A 21,361-nucleotide genomic window follows, 5' to 3' on the forward strand; every position below is an offset into this window, starting at 1 on the left:
GTGGCGACGAAGACGGCGACCGGTGGGCTGAGCCGGATCACCATCGTGGCGCCGCGTACCAGGATGGATCTGGCGCTGCCGTCCGACGTGCCGCTCGCCGACCTGCTGCCCACGCTGCTGCGGTACGCGGGCGAGGACCTGGCCGACGAGGGCGTGCGGCACGGCGGCTGGGCCCTGTCCCGGCTCGGTGGTCAGCCGTTCGACGGCGGCCGGACCGCCGCGCAGCTCGGCGTCCGCGACGGCGAGGTGCTCTACTTCAACCCGCGTGCCGCGACCGCCCCCGAGATCGTCTTCGACGACGTGGTGGACGCGGTCGCCACCTCCACCACCCAGCGGGCGGGCGCCTGGCAGGTCGGCACCACACGGGTGTTCGCGGTCCTGCTGGCCGCCTCGGCGCTCGCCGCGGGCGCGGTGGCGACGCTGCTCACCGGCCCACCGCAGCTACCCGGCGCGGCGGCCGCGTTCGTGGTCGCGGTGGCGCTGCTGGTCGGCGCCGCGGTGCTGTCCCGCGCCGCCGGCGACAGCCGCACCGGCGCGGTGCTGGCCCTGGTCGGGATCGGGTACGCGGGCGTCGGCGGCCTGCTGGTGCTCGCCGGTGAGCGGACGCTCGGCGAGCTGGCCGGTCCGCACGTCCTGCTCGCCGGCACCGCTGTGGTGGTCTTCGGCGCGATCGCCGCGCTCGCCGTCGGCGACCGCCTGCCGCTCTTCCTCGGCGCGGTGGGCGTGGGCACGGCGGTCGGCCTCGGCGCGGTGCTCAGCCTGGCCTTCGACATCGGCGCGGCGGCGTCTGCGGCGGTGGTGTCGACAGTCGCGTTCGGCGCGCTGCCCGCCCTGCCGATGCTCGCCTACCGCCTGGCCCGGCTGCCGGTGCCGTCCATCCCCACCGGCCCGGACGACCTCAAGACCGACACCGAGTCGGTGGACGGGCCGTCGGTGCTGCGCAACAGCGAGCGCGCCGACGCGTTCCTCACCGGTCTGCTCTGGACCGTCTCGCTGCTGGTGCTCGGCGGCGAGGTGGTGCTGGCCGAGAACGGCCGGCTCCCGGCGGTCCTGCTCTGCCTGGTGCTGGCGCTGCTGTCGCTGCTGCGGGCACGCCCGTTCCTCAGCCGCGCCCAGCGCACGCCGGTGCTGCTGTCCGGCACCGTCGGCCTGGGGCTGGTCGCCGCCGCGACGTTCGCCGCCGGCTCGCTGGCGGTACGCCTCGGGCTGATCCTGGGCGGCCTGGCCGTGCTGGCCGTGATCAGCCTGGTCTACGGCCTGACCGTGGCCGGCAAGCGGATCTCCCCGGTCTGGGGCCGGACCCTGGACATCGTCGAGATCCTGCTCATCATCGCGCTGGTGCCGCTGGCCGTCTGGGTCTGCGGCGCGTACGGCTGGATCGTCAACCTTCGACCGTGACGGTCCCCATCGCGGTGCCGACCGGCGCGGTGGCGTAGACGCCGGGGCCGTGCTGGCCGTCCAGCGGGCGGGCCGGCACGCCCGCGCGCCGCGCCATCTCGCGGACCGCCTTCACCAGCGCCTCGGCGTGCCCGTCCATGGCTGCCACCCGCAGCAGCGGCGGCACCCGCCGGCCGCCCGGGAGCACCACGGCGGCGACCGTGTGCGAGGGCGCGGAGGTGGCGGTGACCGCGTCGACCAGCGCGCCGAGTGAGCCGTTTGGGCGTACCCGCAGGGCCAGGCAGCGCTGCGTCCAGCCGCCCCCGCGCAGGCTGGTCCACGTCTCCACCGGGGACTCCGGTGCCAGGTCGAGCCCGGCCCCGGACACCACCGCCGCGTGCAGCTCGTTCCGGTCGAGCACCCGGTGACCGAGGCCGGCGGCGTTGAGCGCCTTGCCGAGCCGGCCCACCCCGGCCGCCACCGTGCGGTGCACGCCGCGCAGGCCGCCGCCCCGGCTCACCGCCTCGGCCCGCGCGTCGGACACCGACAGGCGCAGCGCCACCCACACGGTCCGGTACGCGGACGGCGGCGCGCCGGGCGCCGGGTACCAGACCAGGGTGTGCGAGACGACCTGGGTCTGGGTGACCGGGCCGGAGAAGTCGGCGAGCACCGCGAGCGCGCGGTCCACCACCGCCGCCTCGATCGAGCCGGCGGGCGCGCCGGGCCGGCCGGTCAGCGCCAGCGCGGCGAACCAGCCCCGGTCGTCCTGCCCGATGCCGAGCCGGGTGCCGCGCTCGGTCAGCTCCACCACTGTCAGCTCCGGGGCGAGCGCGGCCAGCCTCGGGTCACCACCGGGCGCCGCGCCCCGGGCGCGGTCGCGGCGCCGGCGCAGCCGGCGGCGGAGCATCAGATCCTCGTACCACCAGCGGCCGCCCCGGCGCGCGAACGCCGCGGCCACCGCCAGCAGCGCCAGGACGGCGACCACCGCGAGCAGCCACGCCGGGCCGGCGGTGGCGAACCAGACCGCGAGCGCCGCGCACTCCACCACCACGAGCTGCCCGACCACGACCGGGCCGAGGCGTCCCCGGCGGCGCTTGTCGGCCGGGGTGACCGGCCGGTCCGGCGGTACGGCGGGAGTGGTGGCGGTACGACCGGGTGGCGCCTGGAGCTGCGTCATCGGTGTGCGTCCCTTCTGGACATCCTGGGCATCCGCCGGGCGGGTGCGGTCGTTCGGTCGGCGGACGGGGTCCGGCGCACCCCCGACGGCCCCTTATCGTAGGGAAGCCCGCGGCGCTGTTCGGACCTGTCGCCGCGGACCCACCCCCGCCGGAGGTTAGTCATGCGGACCCGCCGCGATCAGGTGCAGGCGTACCGCTTCGTCACCCGCCGCATCGTCTCGGCGCTGCTCTCCGGTGATCCGGAGACAAACGACCTGCCGATGCGCCGCCTCGGCATGGCGGTGTTCGGCAGCGTCATCGCGGCCGCAGTGGTGCTCGGCGGCGTGGGCGCGTACGGCCAGCTCACCAGCAACTCCGCGCCGCTGGAGCCGAACACGCTGGTGATCGAGCGGGAGACCGGCGCGACGTACTACTTCGGCGAGGACAAGGTGCTGCGCCCGACGCTCAACTACGCCTCGGCGCGGCTGATCGTCAACGACGCCGCGGCGCAGCCGCGCACCATGTCCCAGGCGTCGATCAAGGACCGTCCACGCGGGCGGCTGGTCGGCATCGTCGGCGCCCCGGACGACCTGCCGGATCGCAAATCGCTGGTCGGGCTCCCCTGGTCGGTGTGCGACGTGCCGGATCCGAACGACCCGCAGCGCTCCACCACCCACCTGGTGATCGACCGCGCGCTGCCCGGCGGCACGGCGCTCACCGACCGGGCCGTGGTGGTGCGGACCGGCGACGCGCGTTACCTGCTCACCGGTGGTTCCCGGCTGCGGGTGGCCGGCGACGAGCAGGCGCTGGTGGCGTTGAAGATGGCCGGCGCGACGAACCTGACCGTCGGGCAGCAACTGCTGAACGCGGTGCCGGCCGGGCCGGTGCTGCGCAAGCCGGCGATCGCCGGGGACGGCGGCGCGAGCGGGCTCACAGTGGCCGACCGGCCGGCCCGGATCGGCCAGGTCTACCAGGCCGCCGGCCAGTACTACGTGCTCACCCGGCAGGGCCTGGCGACAGTCCGCGAGGTCACCGCGCTGCTGCTGCTCGGCGGGGGTGGCGAGGTGACGCAGATCACTCCGGATGAAGCGGGCCGGCTCCTCACCGACCAGCGCCTCGACGCGGACGGCCTGCCTGCCCGGCTGCCGACGCTGCACGAGGTCCGTCCGGGACGGACGGTGCTCTGCGCCACCTACCGGCCCGGCCCGGCCGGTCAGCCGCCGACCACCACGCTGGAGGTCTTCGACTCCCCGCCGGCCGAGCTGACCTCGGCGACCGCGATGCCCGCGCGGCAGGGCGCCCGGGACGCGGTACGCACCGCCGAGAGCGTGCTGCTGCCCGGTGGCAAGGGCGTACTGGTGCAGGCCACGGCCGGGGAGAGCGGCAAGGCGGCGGCCGGTTCGACTGTCTACCTGATCACCGCGCAGGGCATCCGCTATCCGCTCGGCACCGCCGGGGGCGACGCGAAGAGCGCGCTCGGGTACGGCGACGTGACGCCGCTCGCCGTACCCGCCTCGCTGCTGGCGCTGGTGCCGACCGGACCGACGCTGTCCCGCGAGGATGCGATGACCTACTTCGATGCGTCGACGCCTCCGGGGGCCACCGCGACACCGTCGGCCGGTGGCGCGGAGGCGCAGGTCCAGGGCGGTTGACAGGCCCTGCGGCGATCCGAAGTGGAGGATCTCCGTCACGGGTCGCCCGGGTTGGCTCGCTTCGACTAACCTGAGTACGGCGAACGGTTATCGACGATGACTACGGGGATGCAGCCATGACGGGGCGCACGACAGTAGACGTACTGTCCTTGGAGGACTTTCACCAGCGGCTCGAGCGGCGTCTGCACGAGGCGGAGTCGGTGTTGCGCAAGCTCAACACCCAGATGCAGTGCCGCCCGCCGGCCCTCGGCACGTTCACCGACGCGACCGACAACGCACGTCGCTACTCCGAGACCCACCAGAGCTACGTCAACCACGTCGACCGGCTGCGCCGTGCGATCCTGGCCGCCCGCGAGGCGACCCACAAGATCATGACGAACTACAAGACCGCCGAGGCCCGCAACGCCGCCGCCGCGGCCGACATCGCCGCCGCCCTCTCCGGGCTGAACGAGGCGATGAAGCAGCCGAAGGAGGACCCGCGTGTCTGAGTACACCCGGCGCTACGAGCACGTCAGTCACGAGGAGCTCTACCAGGGCGTCAACGCCGGCGACCCGAAGCAGATCGAGGCGCTCAGCGCCCAGTGGACCTCCCTCAAGGGCACGCTCGACGATCTCGGCCGCGACCTGACCGCCGACCTGGAGGCGCTGGCGAAGACCTGGACCGGCGACGCCGCGCGGGAGTTCCACCGCCGGCTGGACATGGTCGTCCGCTACTCCGGCAACCTCGCCGAGGGCATGACGGGTATCCGACAGGGCCTCGACATGATGTCCAGCGAGCTGCGGGCCGCGCAGTCCAAGGCGGAGAGCCCGGAGAAGACCGACGACAACGACAAGCTGCTCTCCGGCGCCGGCAAGGGCTTCCTGATCGGCGGCGCACCCGGCGCGGTGATCGGCGGGATCGTCGGCCACCAGCAGGACAAGGCCGAGCAGGAGAAGGCGCACCAGCGGATGGTGCAGGTCGTGGCCAAGCTCGCCGAGGGCTACGACTTCTCGGCGTACGGCCGGATCGTCGTACCGGACCCGCCGGAGACCGAGATGCCCGGCCACACCGGCAACGGTGACCCGACGCTGCAGAACGGCCCGTCGGTGAAGACGCCGTCGTCCGGCCCGAGCCTGGGCAGCTTCGGCCCGGGCGCCAACGCCACCGCCACCACGTCGGGCGTGCACCACACGGCCCCGACGGGCGGCACGCCGGGCGAGGGCACACCGGGTCCGGGCACTCCGGGCGGCCAGCCGGGCGCGGGCGCTCCGGGTTCGGTGCCGACCGGCGGCACCGTCGATCCGACCGGCACCTCGCTGGCCGGCGCCGCGCCGCTGACCAGCACCGCGGGCGGTCCGACGATCGGCGGCGGCCCGGGCTTCGGTCCCGGCGGCGCCGGACCGACGACGATGAGCGCCGGCGGACCGGGTGGCGGGCTCTACGGCGCCCCCGGTGTGCTGAGCACCGGCTCGCTCGCGGGCACCGGCGCCAACTCGGCGTCCTCGGCCCGCTTCGGCGGCATGTCCGGCGCGGAGAACCGCTCGGCGGCCGGCACGGGCCGGCTCACCTCCGGCCGTGGCCTCGTGGTCGACGCCGGGAGCAAGTCCGCCGAGCGCACCGGCGGCGCCACCGGGCGGCCCGCGATGGCCGGCCGCAGCGGCGTGCTGGGTGGGCGCGGCGGCCACGGCGACGACGAGTCCGACGGCCGGCTGACCTGGCTCACCGAGGACGAGATGGTCTGGGGCGACGGAGACGCCGCTCCGCCGCCGGTGCTCGGCGGCAACTGACCCCGGCATCCACTGGACGGCGCGGCACCTCGGCAGGGGCGCCGCGCCGTCGCACGTCCGGCCCGCGTGGGTCTCCGTCCACACCGACCCGTGGGGTGGCTCACGTAAACCGCAAGATCCTTGAGCTGCGGGATCGTCCGTCGACCGATAGGTTGAACAGGTGCTGCCCGTAGCGTTCGCCTCGTCCACCTGGACGGCGACGCTGCGCCGGATCGCCCGCACGGCTGTGGCCGGCCTGGTGCTGATCGCCGGCCTCCAGGGCATCACCGCCGCACCCGCCCACGCCGCCGCGGCCTCGCACGCCACAGTCGCCTCGCACGCCGTCGCCTCGCACGTCGCGGCGATCGAGCACGTCGCGGCGATCGAGCACGTCGCGACGCGGCAGGCGGTCACGGCCGGCGCCGCGGAACTCACGGCGGCCGACGCCACGACCGCCGCCCTGCGGACCACCGGCCCCGGCACCCGCCCGGCCGGCACCGAAGGCCTTTCCGCCGACTCCGCCGGGCGCGTTCCCGGCGTCGAGGTCGTCGCCGCCGCCGACCCAGGCCGGGCGCACATCGCCCGTCGCGGTCCGCCGCGCGCCTGACCGGGCAACCCTTCCGGTACGCCCCGGCGCGGTCCCACGGGCCGCACGCCTCGCGCCCTGCCGCGCGTCCCGTCGCGTCCGAGTCACGACGCGCACCCGCCCGGATGTCCGGGCCACAACCGTCGATCGTCCTACGTTCCACCCACGAGGTGCTGGTAATGCAGACCGTCTTCTCCTCCGTCCTGCCCGACATGCCCGCGGCCGCCGTGATCTGGCTGGTCCTGCTCGCCGTGGCCGCGACAGTGGTCGCCGCGCTGATCGTCCGCCCGTCCCGGTTCCGTTCGGAGCTGGTCGACCGGATCAGTGACGCCGCCCGCCCGAGCAGCATCGAACGCGCCGAGCGCGCCCGCGTACGGGACCAGGAGCGGATCCGCTACGCCGACGAGGTGGCAGTGGCCGCCTCCCGTGCGACGGCGACCGCCGAGCGGAGCCGCGCCGAGTGGCTGACCGCCCAGGAGGAGGCCGAGGCTGCCTGGCAGGCGTACCAGGCGGCCGAGGAGGACGTCCGGCGCCTGACCGCCGCCGCGGCGCTGCCGCTGCCCCGGACCGCCCGGACCCCGGCCGAGTACGCGGACCGGGAGCGCTGGCTGCACCGGGCCGCGATGGACGCCCAGTGGCGCGACGAGATCACGGTGCGGCAGCTCAGCGACATCCTCGGCGGCAACGGCTGGGATCCGAGCCGGCACCCGGTGGAGCAGGAACTGCTGCTGCGCCGGCTGGTCCGGGACAACATGGCGGCACGGCACCGGGCCGCCGCGCAGCGGGAGCAGGCCGCCTGGCAGACCGCCGAGTTGGCCGCGGCGGCGGCGCAGAGCCTGCGCGACGAGGCGTTCGCGGCGCTGCACCCGGTCGCCGAGCCGCAGACGGAACTCTCCATCGTCGGGTTCGCCGGGCCCGAGGCCACCCGGGAACTGCCGACCGGAACGGCGAGCCCCGAGGTCACCCGCGAACTGCCGCCGGTGGCTCGCGGCCGGGCGGCCGTCGCGGCCTGAAAACCCGTCGCCCGGCAGCGGCCCGACAGGCCGTCGTCCGGCAGCGGCCCGACGGGTCGTCGCCCGGCAGCGGCCCGACAGGCCGTCGTCCGGTGCGGGTGCCGAAGGCGAGCGCCCCCGCGGCGGGGACGACCGCCGCGCGTGGCGGGCTCGGCTCGGCTAGCGTGGTGGCGTGTCCCGTGAAGCCTGGGTGCTGGTCGTCCTCGCCGCCGTCCTCGCGGCGGCCATGCTGGCCGGGGCGGTGCTGCTCGCCATCCGGGTGGTCCGCACCCGCCGCATGCTCGGCGCGCTCGGCGCCGGTGGCAAGGTCGCGTTCTACGGCGCGCTGATCTACACGATCCTGCCGGTGGACCTGCTTCCCGACCCGATCTACCTGGACGACATGGGCGTGCTGGCCGGCGCACTGTTCTACCTGGGCCGGCTGGTCGCCAAGCACCGCGCCGAGCAGCGGGCCGCCGGGGAATCCCCGGTGGCGACGTTGCCGCCCGGCGCGGCGCCCCGCCGCTGAGACGTCACCGGCACGGAACGAGGAGACGACATGGCGGCACGGCATCGGTTGGATCCGAGCGACGAACGGGTGGCCCGCTTCTTCGCGGATCGGCACCTCGCCACGCTCACCACACCGCGTGCCGACGGCACCCCGCACGTCGTACCCGTGGGGGTGACCTTCGACCCCGCGGCCGGGCTGGCCCGGGTGATCACCTCAGCCGGGTCGGCCAAGGCCCGGCACGTCGCGGCGGGCGGGCCGGACGGCGTCCCGGTCGCGGTGTGCCAGGTCGACGGCCGCTGGTGGCTGACCGTGGAGGGCCGGGCGGTGCTGCGCCGCGACCCGGAGTCGGTGGCCGAGGCCGAGCGCCGGTACGCCGAGCGCTATCGCACGCCGCGTCCGAATCCGGAGCGGGTGGTCATCGAGATCGCGGTGACAGGGCTGCTGGGAAGCCTGCCCGGCTGAGGCGTCTGTCCGGTTCCGCGGTGGCCCCGGTCACGCCCGGAAATGGGCTGCCGAGGCAGAGCGGTTGAACTCTCCGTACGCCGAGCGCCACTCCTGGTGCCGCGTCTCCCGCACGGAGCCGTCGACCCCCGAATGGAGCCTCGACCATGAACCCGATCATCCGTAAGTGTGTGCTGTCCGTCGCCGGTCTGGCCGCGGCCGGCGGTGCCGTCGCCGGTCCGGCCGCCGCCGCCCACGCCGCCCCGGTCAAGGGCAAGGGTGACCGCGCCGCCGACTACGAGTACCAGGCGCAGCCGAACTTCTTCTACTGCGGTCCCGCCTCGACCCGGATCGCGCTGTCGGCCGAGGGCAAGGACGTGAGCCAGGACGAGCTGGCCGCCAAGCTCGGTACCACCGAGAACGGCACCGACTCGGCCATCGACATCACCCGGGTCCTGAACGAGTACACAGGTGGCAAGTACCGGACCACCGAGATCCGCGACGACGTGGCCACCCGGGAGCAGGTCGACCGCCTGCGCGCGGACATCCGTACCGCTGTGGACGACGACCGGCCCGTGGTGGCGAACATCCTGGGCGGCGCCCGGGACGTCGACGGGGTGGAGCACAGCTACCCCGGCCACTACGTGACAGTCGTGCGGTACGAGGGCGACGGCGACCGGGTGCTGATCGCGGACCCGGCCCGGCCGGACGTGCCGACGTACTGGATGGACGTGACCGAGCTGGCCAACTGGATCGCCGGCCGCGGTTACAGCTCCTGACGGACGGGCCGGTCTCCCCTGTGGAGGCCGGCCCGACACGACGGCGGCCACGCTCCCCACCCGGGGGCGTGGCCGCCGTCGTGTCCGAAGCGGGTGTACGTCAGCGACCGGTGTCGCCTTCGCCGGTGCGCTGCTGCGCCATGTCGACGCCCTTGTCGATCTGGTTGTCGTACTTGCCGCCGGTGCGCTTGTCCGCAGCGTCACCCGCCTTCTCGATGCCCTGGTCGACCTGCTTGTCGTGCTTGTCCGCGAAGTCCTTGGCCTTGTCCATGAAGTCGCTCATGTCGGATCTCCCTTCGATACGTTGAATGCCTTCCCTAAGGCCGGGGGCACAAACGCCGGGTGGGCGGTTGCGGCCTTGGTGTCGGATCGGCTCGCGTCGGGTACCAACGGCCTCGATCGAGGAGGGCGACGTGGACGACGACGCTGGTATACCCGGGCGGGCACCGACCGCCGGACCGCGGCAGACCTGGGCCGGACTGCCCTGGCCGGTACGGACGGCGGTCACCTGGAGCGCCTGCCTGCTGGTGGTGACGGCCGGGCTGTGGCTGCTGGGGCAGATCGCCGTGCTGCTCGCGCCGCTTGCGGTGGCGCTGGCCGGCACGCTCTTCCTCGCCGCGCTGCTCGACCCGGTCCTGGTACGGCTGCGCCGGCTGCGGGTGCCGGCCGGGCTCGCCGCGCTGCTGAGCATCCTGCTGCTGCTCGGCATCCTGGGCGGTGCCGGCGTCCTGGTCTGGAACCTCACGGCGAGCCAGTTCGGCGAGCTGAGCCAGCAGCTCGACGAGGGGTTGCAGCGCACCCGCGACTTCGTCACGTCCAGCCTGCCGGTCACCGACCAGCAGCTCGACCGGCTCGTGGAGCAGATCCGGCAGGGCCTGAGCAGCGGTGCGCCCGACCCGGTCGCCGGGGCACGCAAGGTCGCTGAGGTCGCGGGCGCGGTGCTGCTCGCCCTGGTGCTGCTGTTCTTCCTGCTCAAGGACGGCCGCTCGATGTGGCGCTGGGTGCTGCGCCGGCTGACCGGCCCGCGCCGGGAGCTGACCGCCGAGGCGGGACGGGCGGGCTGGCGGACGCTCGGCGCGTACAGCCGGGGCACGATGATCATCGCGGCCATCGACGCCATCGGCATCGGGCTGGCCCTGGTCGTGTTGCGTGTCCCGCTGGCCCTGCCGCTCGCCCTGATCACGTTCCTCGGCGGGTTCGTACCCATCATCGGCGCCACGGTGGCCGGTGCGGTGGCGGTACTCGTCGCGCTCGCCGCGAACGGCCCCACCACCGCGCTGCTGACGCTGGCCGCGGTGATCGCCGTGCAGCAGATCGAGGGCAACCTGCTGGAACCACTGGTCATGCGGCGGCAGGTGCAGCTGCACCCGGCGGTCATCCTGGTCGTGGTCACCGCCGGCACGCTGGTGGCCGGGGTCGCCGGGGCGTTCGTGTCGGTGCCGATCGCGGCGGTGCTGTGGCGGGTGCTGGACACCGTGCAGCGGCACCGCGCCGCCGAGCGGAGCGGCTCCGACGTTCCCGTACCGACCGCCGACCCGGGCCGCGCCGCCGAGGCAGCGGGCTGATTCCGCCGCCGGTCAGGCGGGGTGCGGCTGGCGCAGGTGCGTGGTGAACCACGTACCTGCCTGGTCGGCCACCTGCTCCAGCGTGCCGGGCTCCTCGAACAGGTGCGTGGCGCCGGGCACGATCCGCAGCTCGGCGACCTCGCCCAGCGCGTCCCGGGCCTGCTCGTTGAGTGCGATCACCTGCTCGTCCAGGCCGCCGACGAGCAGGAGCGTCGGTGCGCGTACCGCAGTCAGTGAGCTGCCGGCCAGATCGGGCCGGCCGCCGCGGGAGACCACAGCGCCCACCCGGTCCGGCCGGGCCGCGGCGGCGACCAGCGCGGCGGCGGCGCCGGTGCTGGCGCCGAACAGCCCGATCGGGAGCCTCCCCAGCTCCGGGTCGGAGCCCATCCAGTCGACGATCCCGGCGAGGCGCTCGGCCAGCATGCCGATGTCGAAGCGCAGCTCGGCGGTGATCTCGTCCCGGGCCTCCTCGTCGGCGGTCAGCAGGTCGACGAGCATCGTGCCGAGCCCGCGCTCGTTGAGTGCACGCCCGACGGCCATGTTGCGCGGGCTGTGCCGCGAGCTGCCGCTCCCGTGCGCGAACAGCACCACCCCACCGGCTCCCGCCGGCACCACCACGTCCCCGACGAGCCCGCCGTCCACCACAGGCACCGAAACCTCACGCATTCCCCTCACCGCCCCTCCCGCTCTCTCCCCCTCCCCCCACGCATACCCCCCACCCCGACGATCATGAAGTTGACGGCCCAGAAAGCGCTCCCCCACCCCGCCAACTTCATGATCAATCCCACCGGGGAAGGCCCCGGGGCAGATCTTGGTACGGAACGGCCCCTGAAGGGGCCATTTCGTACCAAGATCCACGAGGGCGGCACCCCAACCCCGCACCCCGCCCCAGACAGGGTTGATCATGAAGTTGGCGGCGGATTCCGAGATCGAAAACGCCGCCAACTTCATGATCGACGGGGACAGCGGGGACGCCCGGGGGACAGCCCGGGGGGGAAAGCGCACGCGTGCGGGTTGCGTTGACGTCGGCGGCAAGGTTTAGCGTCAACCTGGCAGTGAGGGACGGGGGCGGCGGATGCGGATCGGGGAGCTGGCGCAGCGGGCCGGTACGAGCACCCGCACCCTGCGCTACTACGAGGCCCACGGCCTGGTCCGGCCGAACCGGTCCGCCAACGGGTACCGGGTCTACGACGAGGCGGAACTACGCGTCGTCCGTGAGATCCGCTCCCTGCTGGCGATCGGCTTCGGCCTGGACGACATCCGCCCGTTCGTCGCCTGCCTGCGCGCCGGAAACGACTCCGGTGACGTCTGCCCCGATTCGGTGGCGGTGCTGCGGCGCAAGCTCGCCGAGGTGGACGACTACCTCGACCGGCTGGGCGACGTCCGCCGCCGGCTGCACGACCAGCTCGCCCACGCGATCGCCCAACGGGAGGAAACATGCCTCAGGACACGGGGACCGGTCGGCTGAACCCGGTCACCGACGACACCTTCGCGGCCACAGTGCTGGCCGCCGACCGGCCGGTGGTGGTGGACTTCTGGGCCGAGTGGTGCCCGCCGTGCCGGGTGGTGTCGAAGCACCTGGCCGAGCTGGCCGAGGAGTTCGGCGACGCGCTGCGCTTCGTCACCCTGAACACCGACGAGAACCCGGCCACCGCGCGCGCCCACCGGATCATGTCCGCGCCGACCATGCTGGTGTTCCGGGGCGGTGAGGTGGTCGGCTCGATCGTCGGCTCCCGCCCCAAGGACCACCTGCGGCGCAGCTTCGCCCAGCACGTGGACGGTTGAGCCCTCGCCTGGACGGCTGAGCCCTCGCCTGGACGGTTGAGCCGCCGCCGGGCGGGAACGCGCCGGGTGACCACGGACCCCGACCGATCGCGAGGATCGTCATGGCGAAACAGGACAGGTCCCGGGAACAGGAACTCACCGACCAGGAACGCCGCAAGCAGGAGCTGAAGCGCTCACCGGACTGGGCCGACCGCGCCTCGACGGCGCGGACGTCCGACGATCCGCGGGCCACGGCGCCGCGCGACGCCGGTGGGCGTCCGTCCAACGGCCGCCAGTTCTGAGGTACGCGTACCGAGCGGTCCCGCCCTTCGTGGCGGGGCCGCTCACTCCATGCGTTCGGGCAGGTGCATCAGCGGCGCGCGGCCCTGCGGCTGCTCCGGTTGCGGCCCCCTCGGGTGTGTCGGCGGCACCGCCACGGTGACCGGCTGCGCGGAGGTGACCTGCAGCGGCTCGCCGTGGTGCCGCAGCTCCACGACGGTGTCCGGGCCGCCGTTGCGCAGCGAGTACGTCGTCTGGTGCGGCCGGACGTCGACCCGCAGCCGCATCCCGTGCCACTGGAGCGAGAACTCCAGGCGGCTGAGGCGGCTGGAGAGCCGGGGCGCGAAGGAGAGCATCCCGTCGTGGTCCCGCAGCCCGCCGAATCCGGCGACGAGCGCGATCCAGGCGCCTGCGAGTGATGCCATGTGCACGCCGTCGCGGGTGTTCTCGTTGAGGTCGTGCAGGTCCATCAGCGCGGCCTCGCGCAGGTAGCGGTGGGCCAGTTCGAGGTAGCCGACCTCGGCCGCCAGCACCGCCTGGGTGCAGGCGCTCAGCGACGAGTCGCGTACGGTGCGCCGCTCGTAGTAGACGAAGTTGCGCAGTTTCTCGGCGGCGCTGAACGCGTCGCCCCGCCAGTGCATGGCGAGCACCAGGTCGGCCTGCTTGACGACCTGCTTGCGATAGAGGTCGAAGTACGGGTAGTGCAGCAGCAGCGGGTACTTCTCCGGCGGCGTGTGCTCGAAGTCCCACTCCTGGAAGCGGGTGAACCCCTCCACCTGCTCGTGCACCTCGGTCTCCGCGTCGTACGGGACGTGCATGTCGTTCGCGGCGTCCCGCCAGGCGGCGGCCTCCTCCTCGGTGACGCCGAGGTCGAGCGCCTGGTCCCGGTAGCGCATCGCGCAGTCCGCGGCGGTACGCAGGTTCCGCTGAGCCATCAGGTTGGTGTAGACGTTGTCGTTCTTCACCGCCGTGTACTCGTCCGGGCCGGTCACGCCGTCGATGTGGAGCCGTCCGGCGCGGTCGTGGTGGCCGAGCGAACGCCACAGCCGGGCGGTCTCGATCAGCAGTTCCAGCCCGATCTCCCGCTCCAGCGCCTCGTCGCCGGTGACCAGCACGTAGCGGCGCAGCGCGTCGGCGACGTCGGCGGCGATGTGGAACGCGGCGGTGCCGGCGGGCCAGTACGCCGACGACTCAGGCCCTTCGATGGTGCGCCACGGGAAGGCGGCGCCTTCGAGGTTCAGCGTGCGGGCGCGTTCCTGCGCCTGGGCCAGCGTGTCGTACCGCCACTGCAACGCGTCCCGCACCGCGCCGGGCTGCGTGTACGTGAGCACCGGCAGCACGAACATCTCGGTGTCCCAGAACGCGTGGCCGTCGTACCCCGGGCCGGTGAGGCCCTTGGCCGAGATCGGCCGTCGTTCCGCGCGGGCGCCGGCCTGGAGGACGTGGAAGAGGCCGAACCGGACGGCCTGCTGCACCTCGGGGTCGCCTTCGACGCGCACGTCGGCGGCGTCCCAGAACGCGTCCAGGTATTCGCGCTGGGCCCGGCGCAGCCCGTCCCAGCCGTCGAGCCGGGCCGCGGCGAGCGCCGCGCCGACCTGGTCGCGCAGCGCCGGGAGGGAGCGGCGGCTGGACCAGCCGTACGTGAGGTACTTGACCACCCGCAGCGTCTGGCCGGGCTTGAGCACGCAGCCGATGGTGGTGCGGACCCAGTCCTCGTACCCCTCGCTCTCGATCGTGGTGCGTTCGGGCCCGTCCACGTCGTGGCCCATCGCGGCGGCGACCCGCAGGCCGCTGACCTTGGTGCGGTGGATGAGCTGGCCGCCGTCGTCGGTGGTCAGCTCCTCCTCGGCCTGCAACGGCGACTCCAGGACGGCGGCGACCCGGGGGTCGCGGCTCTGCGGCGGCAGCGACTCGTTGGCGACCAGCTCGGACTGGAGAATCAGCCGCAGCGGCCCGTCGACCGGCTCGACCTCGTAGTGGATGGCCGCCACCGAGCGCTGGGTGAACGACACGAGCCGGGTGGTACGGACCTTGACCTCGCGGCCGGCCGGGGAGCGCCAGTGCAGTTCCCGCTGGAGCGTGCCGGCGCGCATGTCGAGGACCCGCTCGTGGGCGAGCAGTTCGCCGTAGCGCACGTCGAGCGGCTCGTCGTCCACGAGCAGCCGGATCAGCTTGCCGTTCGTGACGTTGACGATGGTCTGCCCGGATTCGGGGAATCCGAAGCCGGCTTCCGCGTAGGGCAGCGGGCGCAGCTCGTAGAACGAGTTCAGGTAGGTGCCGGGCAGCCCGTGCGGCTCGCCCTCGTCGAGGTTGCCGCGCAGCCCGATGTGTCCGTTGGACAGCGCGAACACCGACTCGGACTGGGCCAGCACGTCCATGTCGAGCTGCATCTCCCGGACGTGCCAGGGCTCGACCGGGTACGCCCGTTCCCGGATCACGCGGCCGGCTCCGGGGCGAGCAGGTCGGCGAGGTCGGTGACCACCACGTCGGCGCCGTGCGCCAGCAGCTCGTCGGCCTGGCCGACCCGGTCGACGCCCACCACGTACCCGAATCCGCCGGCCCGCCCGGCGGCGACACCGGCGAGGGCGTCCTCGAAGACGGCGGCCTGCGCGGGTTCGACGCCGAGCAGCCGCGCGCCTTCCAGGAACGTGTCCGGGGCCGGTTTGCCGCGTAGCCCGTTCGCGCGGGCGACCACGCCGTCCACCCGTGCCTCCAGCCAGCGGTCCAGTCCGGCGGCGTGCACCACGGCGGCGCAGTTGGCGCTGGCCGAGACGACAGCGCGGCGCAGTCCGGCCGTGGTGGCCGCCTCCAGGTAGCGCACCGAGCCCTCGTACACCTCGACGCCGTCGTGCTCGATCCGCTGGAGCAGGACGACGTTCTTGCGGTTGCCGAGGCCGTTGACGGTGTCCGCCTCGGGCGGGTCGTCCGGCGATCCCTCGGGCAGCGTGATGCCGCGCGAGGCCAGGAATGTGCGCACCCCGTCGGCGCGCGGTCTGCCGTCCACGTACCGGTTGTAGTCCGGTCCGCTGTCGAACGGGTGGAACGGCTCGCCGGTTTCGGCCGACCGGCGTCGCAGGTACGCGTCGAACGTCTCCGCCCAGGCGGCGTTGTGCACCTTGGCGGTCTGCGTCAGCACACCGTCCAGATCGAAGAGACAAGCGTTCACGTGCGCGGGGAGGCCCAGCATCGCTTGAATCTATCCAGCCCTCGCCCCGGGCAAACCCCGTTCGGGGCTCAGCGGTTCGGGCGGAGCGTCCAGATCACTGTGAGCGAGGAGGTGAGCGTGCCGTCCTCGGTGTGGACCTCCACCTCGACCGGGAACTCCGGCCGCCGCCCGGCGTCCAGCTCCGCAAGCACCTCGGCGGGTACGCCGCCGAGCCGCGCGGTCGCCAGCACCGGCCCCACCGCCACCTTGAGGTAGCGGATGGTCGCGGTCACGGCCAGGGGTACGGCCCGGTCGAGCGCCTGCCCGAACGCGGCCAGAACAACCGCGCCCGAGGCGGTCTCCCCCAGCGTGAACATGGCTCCGGCGTGCGGGCCGCCCACGTGGTTGTGGTGCGCCGGGTCGTCGGGGAGCCGGACCACGGCCCGGACCCCGCCCTCGGCCTCGGGCGCCACCTCGACGAACTCGATTCCGAGCGTGCGGGCGAACGGCACGGCGTCGAGGAGACCGGCCGCCACCTGGCGAGAGTCGATGCTCATGCCCGAACGCTACTCGCCAGTAACAACACCGGCAAGGCCGATCCCTGGTCAGCCCGCGCTCAGGTCGGTACGGCGGACGATCCACCAGACGACGAGGAGTGCCAGCGCGGTCAGGCCCAGATAGCCGCCGGCGACGATCAGGTGGAACTCGGGGATCCGGCTGCCCGGCTGGTACTGGAGGTGCTGCTGCAGGTTGTGCTCGACGAAGCAGGCGAGCGTCCGGCCGGTGCCGTTGTCGGGCGGGCAGAGGCGTTGCAGCTCGACCCCGGTGAGCTCACGCCCGGAGGCGTCGAACGCGCCGGACGGCCCGTCGATCCCGTAGTCGATCATGCCGCCCTTGACGACCAGGGCGTTGTCGCGCAGCACACCCACGCCCGGCCCGCCGATGACGCGGTGCGCGGTCAGCGGCTCCATCAGCGTGGGGTAGCGCCACCGGACGAGATAGGTCAGGCCGACGAAGCCGACGATCACGCCGAACACGGCCGGGAGCGTGCGCTTGATCGCGGCGCCGAGCGCGACACCGACCGCGAACCAGCAGAGGCTGATCACCGCCGGAAGCATCGCGGTGTTGAGGAACGGCCCGTACTCGAACAGGCTCACCGGTGCGACCCGGGCCTGGAGTCGCTCCAGGTGGTCGCTGACACCGGCGACGGCCGAGGTCACCGCCGCCACGAACAGGCCGAGCAGGGCCAGCCGGGTCCAGAGCCACCGCTGCGGGGAGACGTCCTGGCTCCAGGCCAGCAGCAGGGTGCGCTGCTCGTGTTCCCTGGTCAGCACCGGGACGCCGACGAACACACCGATCAGCAGCGGCATCCACTGCACCACCTGCGACAGCACGGCCAGCGTCAGGACCAGGCCGGATGAGCCACCGAGCCGCCGGCCCTGCGGCGACTCCTCCGCGCAGAACGTCTCGTGACACTGGTGCCACAGGCTCGTCAGCTCCACCGACAGGTAGGTCATCCAGCCCACCAGGACCGCGGCCAGGACCAGCGTGCCGATCACCGTCCAGCGGTGCTGACGCCAGGTCAGCCAGAGCAGACCGCGTACGCCCCCGGCGTACCCGGGGTCGCTCCGGCGGTTCGTGGGTGCGGACAGCTGGCCGACCGGGCTCATGCGGCTGCCTCCCGCTCGTGCGGCGCGGCGGCCGACGCTCTGAGGTGGGTCAGGATCAGCTCGTCCAGGGTGATGGGCTGGGCGGTCCAGCCGGGTGCCACGACGGCGTGGGCCGCCGGTGTCGCCGGCCGCCGGAGGACGAAGGTGGACTGGCGGCCGGTGTGCTGGGCCTGGACGACCGTGCCCGGCCCGGGTGGCTGGTCGGCGCGGGGCCCGGTCAGCCGGACGTGGCTGTCGAGGAGTTCCTCGACGTCGCCGGCGAGGACGGGCCGACCGGCGTCGAGCAGCAGCAGGTGGTCACCGACGCCGCTCAGCTCGGCGACGATGTGGGTCGACAGCATGACAGTCATGTCGTCGTCGGCGACCTCCGCCAGCAGCTCGCCTGTCACCTCGACGCGGGCCAGCGGATCCAGGTTCGCGAGGGGTTCGTCCAGCAGCAGCACCGCCGGGCGGGAGCCGAGCGCGACCGCCAGCGCGACCTGCGCCCGCTGCCCGCCGGACAGCTTGCCGCAGCGGCGGTCCAGCGGGACGGCGAAGCGGTCGAGCCACGACAGCGCACGCCGCTGGTCCCACACACGGTTCGTCGAGCGGCCGAAGCGGAGCATGTCCGACACGGTGAAGTCGCGGTAGAGCGGCTTGTCCTGGGCCAGGATCGCCACCCGGCTGCCACCGTCGGCGGACCCGCCCCGCACCACCTGCCGGCCGTGCACCGACACCGTGCCGCCGGTGGCCGCCAGGGTGCCGGCGATGATGCTCAGCAGCGTCGACTTGCCCGCGCCGTTCGCGCCGACCAGCGCGACGACGCGGTTGGCGGGCAGCGCGAACGAGCACTCCCGGAGCGCCCACACGGCGCCGTAGCGCCGGCTCAGGTCACGCGCCTCGACGGCGACCGGCTCGCCGCTCACGCCGCGCCCTCCGCGTTGTCTCTCCTCGCGGGTGCCGCGTTCGCCGCGATCACCGAGGCGAGCAGCGCCTGGACGTCCTCGTCCTCCAGACCGGCCTCCCGGGCCTGGCCGAGCCACCGGGCCAGGCTGCCGCGCAGGCGGGCCATGACGTGGGGATCGGCGTGCCCGAGCGTCCCGCTGACGAACGTGCCCGCGCCCTGCCTCGCCTCCACCAGGCCGGACAGCTCCAGCTCCCGGTAGGCCTTGAGCACAGTGGTCGGGTTGACGGTGCACGCGGTCACCACGCTGCGCACGGTGGGGAGCTGGTCCCCGGGCCGCAGCGTCCCGATCCGCAGCGCCTCACGGACCTGCCGCACGAGCTGGGCGTACGCGGGGACGCTGCTGGACCGGTCGACATGAAAGTTGATCACCCTGGTGACCCTCCGTCGGATTGTTATGGTTAAGTAGAACACCAGTTAAGCGACATGGCAACGACCGGACGGCGTTTCGGAGGCTGCCGACTCCGGGTAGCGAGTGGCCATGAACCGCGATCTCGCGCGCGGGCTGACGGTGGCGTGGGCGCTGCCGGAGTTCCGCGACGGGCTGCGTCACCTCGTCGACCTCGACGAGGTGACGGTGCTGCTGGCCGCGCTGTCCCTTCCGGACCGCGACCGCGAGGTCGAGCGCAGCGCGCTGGGCCTGCTGCGGTCCGGGCTCGACAGCACCGAGGTCCGGGAGGCGGTGTTGCTGCTGCTGGAGCGGGACACCGTACGCCGGCCGCTCGTCGCCGCGGCGGTGGAGCCGCTCGCCGACCGGCCCGGCCTGGTCACCGCCGTCACGTCCGCGACCGAGGACCCCGGGGTACGCCACGAGGTACGGGCGATGCTGGACAGCGCCGGCGTACGCGAGCTGATCTGGCGGGCGGTCGACGATCAGGTGAGCGACAACCGGTTCGGGCTGATCCGCCGGGCGGCGGTGCTGTTCGTCAGGCACCCCAGCGCACGGCGCCTGGGGTGGGCGCTCCGCCGGCACGGCGTGCTCCGCGAACTGCGCCACAGGGCGTGACCCCTGATCTGCGGTTGCCCGGTCGTGTCACCTCCGAGACCTTCGGGCTCTACTGTGCCGGCTCCTGCTGAGGTCGCTCGGCCGTCACTCGTATCCCATCGCGGGGATGATCTCGCCCAGTTCCCGCTCGACGTACGCGCGGGTGCCGGCGTCGAACTGGTCGTCGCGGTGCGCGAGCTTGTCCGCCTGGAACGTCGACGCGGTGACGGCGTCCTCGACGCCGAGCCGCTCGAACAGGGCGCGTCGCTGCCCGGGCCAGTCGGCCGCCAGGTCCTCCGCCTTCACCTCGACGTATCGCCGGCTCGTCAGGTCGGCCGCGTTCCTCCAGGCCAGCCACCTGTCGTAGACCGGCAGCAGGTAGGCCAGCACACCGTCGACTGTGGACGGCGCCCACGGCTGGGCCAGGTGGGAGGCGAGAACCGAGATCGGGTGACGCTTGATGTGCACGATCGTCGCCTCGGTCACCAGTTCCCAGAGGAAGTCCAGGTAGAAGAGGTTGAACGGCGTCTTCTCGCACCAGGTCGGCTTGCCCGCGTCGGCCGCCGCCCCGCCGAACAGGGTGTCGACCAGGCCCCGCAGGACGCCGATCAGTTCGCTCCGGTCACGGAAGTACCTCGGGACGACCCGCCGTCGGCTGGCCGGCCCGAACGGCCCGGAGGGCCGGTCGCCGTCGCCGAAGCCCTCCGCGGGCGCGGGCTCCTCGAAGGCGTGCACGATCACCTGCGGCCAGAGCCGGTGTACGGCGTCCCGATAGCGCCGCTCGCCAACCAGCTCGGGCACTGTCTTGCCACGGTCGTCACGCCGGCCGGGCACGCGTACGGTGAGGAAGTCGCTCAGCCGGTGCAGCGCGTCCTCACCGACGATGGGGTCGTACCGGTCGGTGAGCGCGTCGGCCAGGTCCCGCAGGCCGCCCGGTTCGACGAGGAACTTGGTCTCCATCGGGATCCGGTGGATCAGCGGATGCTGGCCGATGACGTCGGCGATCCGCGACGTGCCCGAACGGCCCGTACCCGCGACGAAGACCGGTGAGGGGGACGACATGGACGGCAGTCAAACTCCCGGCCCGGCGCAGGGGCAATCCAATTATCCCCGCCGCGATCAGCTGATCGCCCTCCTGGCCGACGCGGTCGGGTCCGTCACAGTGGCGCACCCGACGCGGGTCGCCGTCGACGGGCCGCCCGCAGCCGGAAAGACCACGCTCGCCGTCGAGCTGGCCGCCGTCCTGCGCGCCCGCGGCCGGTACGTCATCCGGGCGACAGTCGACGACTTCCTCTTCCCCCGGCATCGGCGCTACCGACGGGGTGAGTTCTCGGCGCAGGGCTGCTACGTCGACACCCACGACCACGGGACGCTGAAGCGGGTGCTGCTCGATCCGCTCGGCCCGGGCGGCGACCGGCGCTTCCGGCACACGGTCTACGACCACGCCACCGACGCGGTGCTGTCCCCGCCGCTCACCACCGCTCCCGCCGACGCCGTGCTGGTGTTCGACGGCGTCTTCCTCCTGCGCCCGGAACTGCTCGACCGGTGGGAGCTGCGGGTGCTCGTGTCGGCCGCGCCGGACCGTACCGTGGAGCGTGCGGTGGTCCGGGAGAGCCCGGTGTCGTCCCGGGCCGACGTCGAACGGCGCTGGCGGGAGCGTTACCTTCCCGCCCAGCGGCTCTACTTCGCCACGGCCCGCCCGGCCGAGCACGCCCACGTCGTCGTGCACAACGACGATCCCCGGCAGCCGATCTGGGAGACCCGGACAC

The 21,361-nt window shown here is 73.5% G+C and carries 24 protein-coding genes and 1 pseudogene; 15 read left to right on the plus strand and 10 right to left on the minus strand.

Going from position 1 to position 21,361, the window contains the following annotated elements:
* Positions 1-1,398, plus strand: coding sequence for a type VII secretion integral membrane protein EccD (eccD, locus tag FHX31_RS27355; RefSeq protein ID WP_114919351.1), 1,398 nt, complete (start codon positions 1-3; stop codon positions 1,396-1,398).
* Here eccD and FHX31_RS27360 read toward each other — a convergent pair.
* A complete protein-coding gene (locus FHX31_RS27360) occupies positions 1,382-2,554 on the minus strand; it encodes a type VII secretion protein EccE (protein WP_013473779.1) in 1,173 nt (390 codons plus the stop codon). The two genes, eccD and FHX31_RS27360, sit on opposite strands and share 17 nt — an antisense overlap.
* 162 nt (positions 2,555-2,716) lie before the next feature.
* On the opposite strand from FHX31_RS27360, the gene eccB reads away from it, so the two are divergent.
* From eccB to FHX31_RS27400, 8 genes are all read left to right on the plus strand, one after another.
* Entirely contained in the window at positions 2,717-4,186 is a 1,470-nt protein-coding gene (gene eccB / locus FHX31_RS27365) for a type VII secretion protein EccB (RefSeq protein WP_013283764.1), read from the plus strand.
* A 149-nt stretch (positions 4,187-4,335) separates the two neighbouring features.
* A complete protein-coding gene (locus tag FHX31_RS27370; protein ID WP_230651192.1) occupies positions 4,336-4,674 on the plus strand; it encodes a hypothetical protein in 339 nt (112 codons plus the stop codon).
* Entirely contained in the window at positions 4,667-5,953 is a 1,287-nt protein-coding gene (locus FHX31_RS27375; protein ID WP_184977436.1) for a WXG100 family type VII secretion target, read from the plus strand. The genes FHX31_RS27370 and FHX31_RS27375 overlap by 8 nt, the downstream gene beginning before the upstream one ends.
* A gap of 160 nt (positions 5,954-6,113) precedes the next feature.
* The gene (locus FHX31_RS27380) at positions 6,114-6,539 is read left to right on the plus strand and encodes a hypothetical protein (protein ID WP_184977437.1); all 426 of its coding nucleotides are present in this window, start codon (positions 6,114-6,116) and stop codon (positions 6,537-6,539) included.
* Positions 6,540-6,697: 158 nt separating this feature from the next.
* Positions 6,698-7,531 (plus strand): hypothetical protein, encoded by an 834-nt coding sequence (locus tag FHX31_RS27385; RefSeq protein ID WP_013283760.1) that lies wholly within the window; start codon positions 6,698-6,700, stop codon positions 7,529-7,531.
* A gap of 172 nt (positions 7,532-7,703) precedes the next feature.
* Positions 7,704-8,039, plus strand: coding sequence for a YkvA family protein (locus FHX31_RS27390; RefSeq protein WP_013283759.1), 336 nt, complete (start codon positions 7,704-7,706; stop codon positions 8,037-8,039).
* A gap of 30 nt (positions 8,040-8,069) precedes the next feature.
* A complete protein-coding gene (locus FHX31_RS27395; protein WP_013473776.1) occupies positions 8,070-8,483 on the plus strand; it encodes a pyridoxamine 5'-phosphate oxidase family protein in 414 nt (137 codons plus the stop codon).
* Between the two features lie 146 nt (positions 8,484-8,629).
* Positions 8,630-9,241, plus strand: coding sequence for a C39 family peptidase (locus FHX31_RS27400; RefSeq protein ID WP_013473775.1), 612 nt, complete (start codon positions 8,630-8,632; stop codon positions 9,239-9,241).
* 100 nt (positions 9,242-9,341) lie between these two features.
* On the opposite strand, the gene FHX31_RS27405 is transcribed toward FHX31_RS27400, so the two are convergent.
* Positions 9,342-9,524 carry an antitoxin gene (locus FHX31_RS27405; RefSeq protein WP_013283756.1) on the minus strand — a complete coding sequence of 61 codons (183 nt, stop codon included), beginning with the start codon at positions 9,522-9,524 and terminating at the stop codon, positions 9,342-9,344.
* A gap of 130 nt (positions 9,525-9,654) precedes the next feature.
* Here FHX31_RS27405 and FHX31_RS27410 point away from each other — a divergent pair, with 130 nt between their 5' ends.
* Positions 9,655-10,806 (plus strand): AI-2E family transporter, encoded by a 1,152-nt coding sequence (locus tag FHX31_RS27410; protein ID WP_091330316.1) that lies wholly within the window; start codon positions 9,655-9,657, stop codon positions 10,804-10,806.
* 12 nt (positions 10,807-10,818) lie between these two features.
* On the opposite strand, the gene FHX31_RS27415 is transcribed toward FHX31_RS27410, so the two are convergent.
* Positions 10,819-11,472, minus strand: coding sequence for a dienelactone hydrolase family protein (locus tag FHX31_RS27415; RefSeq protein WP_041784073.1), 654 nt, complete (start codon positions 11,470-11,472; stop codon positions 10,819-10,821).
* Positions 11,473-11,881: 409 nt separating this feature from the next.
* On the opposite strand from FHX31_RS27415, the gene FHX31_RS27420 reads away from it, so the two are divergent.
* From FHX31_RS27420 to FHX31_RS27430, 3 genes are all read left to right on the plus strand, one after another.
* Positions 11,882-12,274: a MerR family transcriptional regulator gene (locus FHX31_RS27420; RefSeq protein ID WP_047893855.1), complete on the plus strand. Its 393-nt coding sequence runs from the start codon at positions 11,882-11,884 to the stop codon at positions 12,272-12,274.
* Positions 12,244-12,591 (plus strand): thioredoxin, encoded by a 348-nt coding sequence (gene trxA / locus FHX31_RS27425; RefSeq protein ID WP_013283751.1) that lies wholly within the window; start codon positions 12,244-12,246, stop codon positions 12,589-12,591. Before FHX31_RS27420 ends, trxA begins: the two co-directional genes overlap by 31 nt.
* A gap of 101 nt (positions 12,592-12,692) precedes the next feature.
* Entirely contained in the window at positions 12,693-12,872 is a 180-nt protein-coding gene (locus tag FHX31_RS27430) for a hypothetical protein (protein WP_013283750.1), read from the plus strand.
* Between the two features lie 42 nt (positions 12,873-12,914).
* Here the strand turns inward: FHX31_RS27430 and FHX31_RS27435 are convergent, their stop codons facing one another.
* Genes FHX31_RS27435 through FHX31_RS27460 form a run of 6 tightly spaced genes read right to left on the minus strand, consistent with a single transcriptional unit; the run spans position 12,915 to position 18,979 of the window.
* Positions 12,915-15,287: a glycoside hydrolase family 65 protein gene (locus FHX31_RS27435; protein ID WP_184977438.1), complete on the minus strand. Its 2,373-nt coding sequence runs from the start codon at positions 15,285-15,287 to the stop codon at positions 12,915-12,917.
* On the minus strand, positions 15,284-16,036 hold the full coding sequence (locus FHX31_RS27440) for an HAD family hydrolase (protein WP_184977439.1): 753 nt from the start codon (positions 16,034-16,036) through the stop codon (positions 15,284-15,286). Before FHX31_RS27440 ends, FHX31_RS27435 begins: the two co-directional genes overlap by 4 nt.
* Before the next feature lie 47 nt (positions 16,037-16,083).
* Positions 16,084-16,551 (minus strand): DUF4442 domain-containing protein, encoded by a 468-nt coding sequence (locus tag FHX31_RS27445; protein ID WP_184977440.1) that lies wholly within the window; start codon positions 16,549-16,551, stop codon positions 16,084-16,086.
* 48 nt (positions 16,552-16,599) lie between these two features.
* A complete protein-coding gene (locus FHX31_RS27450; protein WP_013473769.1) occupies positions 16,600-17,664 on the minus strand; it encodes an ABC transporter permease in 1,065 nt (354 codons plus the stop codon).
* Positions 17,661-18,569: an ABC transporter ATP-binding protein gene (locus FHX31_RS27455; protein WP_013283745.1), complete on the minus strand. Its 909-nt coding sequence runs from the start codon at positions 18,567-18,569 to the stop codon at positions 17,661-17,663. Before FHX31_RS27455 ends, FHX31_RS27450 begins: the two co-directional genes overlap by 4 nt.
* Positions 18,566-18,979 (minus strand): GntR family transcriptional regulator, encoded by a 414-nt coding sequence (locus tag FHX31_RS27460; protein WP_013283744.1) that lies wholly within the window; start codon positions 18,977-18,979, stop codon positions 18,566-18,568. The genes FHX31_RS27455 and FHX31_RS27460 overlap by 4 nt, the downstream gene beginning before the upstream one ends.
* 109 nt (positions 18,980-19,088) lie before the next feature.
* Here FHX31_RS27460 and FHX31_RS27465 point away from each other — a divergent pair, with 109 nt between their 5' ends.
* Complete coding sequence (locus FHX31_RS27465) at positions 19,089-19,613, plus strand: hypothetical protein (RefSeq protein ID WP_091330318.1); 525 nt, start codon at positions 19,089-19,091, stop codon at positions 19,611-19,613.
* A gap of 84 nt (positions 19,614-19,697) precedes the next feature.
* On the opposite strand, the gene FHX31_RS27470 is transcribed toward FHX31_RS27465, so the two are convergent.
* Entirely contained in the window at positions 19,698-20,654 is a 957-nt protein-coding gene (locus tag FHX31_RS27470) for a sulfotransferase family protein (protein WP_091330319.1), read from the minus strand.
* Between FHX31_RS27470 and FHX31_RS32890 the strand changes: the two are divergent.
* Positions 20,653-21,357, plus strand: a pseudogene (locus FHX31_RS32890) (nucleoside/nucleotide kinase family protein); the annotation flags it as partial. The gene FHX31_RS27470 and the pseudogene FHX31_RS32890 sit on opposite strands and share 2 nt — an antisense overlap.
* Positions 21,358-21,361: the final 4 nt, after the last annotated feature.

The organism is Micromonospora sp. CNZ286, assembly GCF_014207755.1.

Bases quoted from the DNA above. Each gene is read 5' to 3' on its own strand.
- FHX31_RS27360 (WP_013473779.1), bottom strand. From the start codon at position 2,554: ATGACGCAGCTCCAGGCGCCACCCGGTCGTACCGCCACCACTCCCGCC.
- eccB (WP_013283764.1), top strand. From the start codon at position 2,717: ATGCGGACCCGCCGCGATCAGGTGCAGGCGTACCGCTTCGTCACCCGC.
- FHX31_RS27385 (WP_013283760.1), top strand. From the start codon at position 6,698: ATGCAGACCGTCTTCTCCTCCGTCCTGCCCGACATGCCCGCGGCCGCC.
- FHX31_RS27395 (WP_013473776.1), top strand. From the start codon at position 8,070: ATGGCGGCACGGCATCGGTTGGATCCGAGCGACGAACGGGTGGCCCGC.
- FHX31_RS27400 (WP_013473775.1), top strand. From the start codon at position 8,630: ATGAACCCGATCATCCGTAAGTGTGTGCTGTCCGTCGCCGGTCTGGCC.
- FHX31_RS27405 (WP_013283756.1), bottom strand. From the start codon at position 9,524: ATGAGCGACTTCATGGACAAGGCCAAGGACTTCGCGGACAAGCACGAC.
- FHX31_RS27415 (WP_041784073.1), bottom strand. From the start codon at position 11,472: ATGCGTGAGGTTTCGGTGCCTGTGGTGGACGGCGGGCTCGTCGGGGAC.
- FHX31_RS27420 (WP_047893855.1), top strand. From the start codon at position 11,882: ATGCGGATCGGGGAGCTGGCGCAGCGGGCCGGTACGAGCACCCGCACC.
- trxA (WP_013283751.1), top strand. From the start codon at position 12,244: ATGCCTCAGGACACGGGGACCGGTCGGCTGAACCCGGTCACCGACGAC.
- FHX31_RS27430 (WP_013283750.1), top strand. From the start codon at position 12,693: ATGGCGAAACAGGACAGGTCCCGGGAACAGGAACTCACCGACCAGGAA.
- FHX31_RS27440 (WP_184977439.1), bottom strand. From the start codon at position 16,036: ATGCTGGGCCTCCCCGCGCACGTGAACGCTTGTCTCTTCGATCTGGAC.
- FHX31_RS27445 (WP_184977440.1), bottom strand. From the start codon at position 16,551: ATGAGCATCGACTCTCGCCAGGTGGCGGCCGGTCTCCTCGACGCCGTG.
- FHX31_RS27450 (WP_013473769.1), bottom strand. From the start codon at position 17,664: ATGAGCCCGGTCGGCCAGCTGTCCGCACCCACGAACCGCCGGAGCGAC.
- FHX31_RS27465 (WP_091330318.1), top strand. From the start codon at position 19,089: ATGAACCGCGATCTCGCGCGCGGGCTGACGGTGGCGTGGGCGCTGCCG.
- FHX31_RS27470 (WP_091330319.1), bottom strand. From the start codon at position 20,654: ATGTCGTCCCCCTCACCGGTCTTCGTCGCGGGTACGGGCCGTTCGGGC.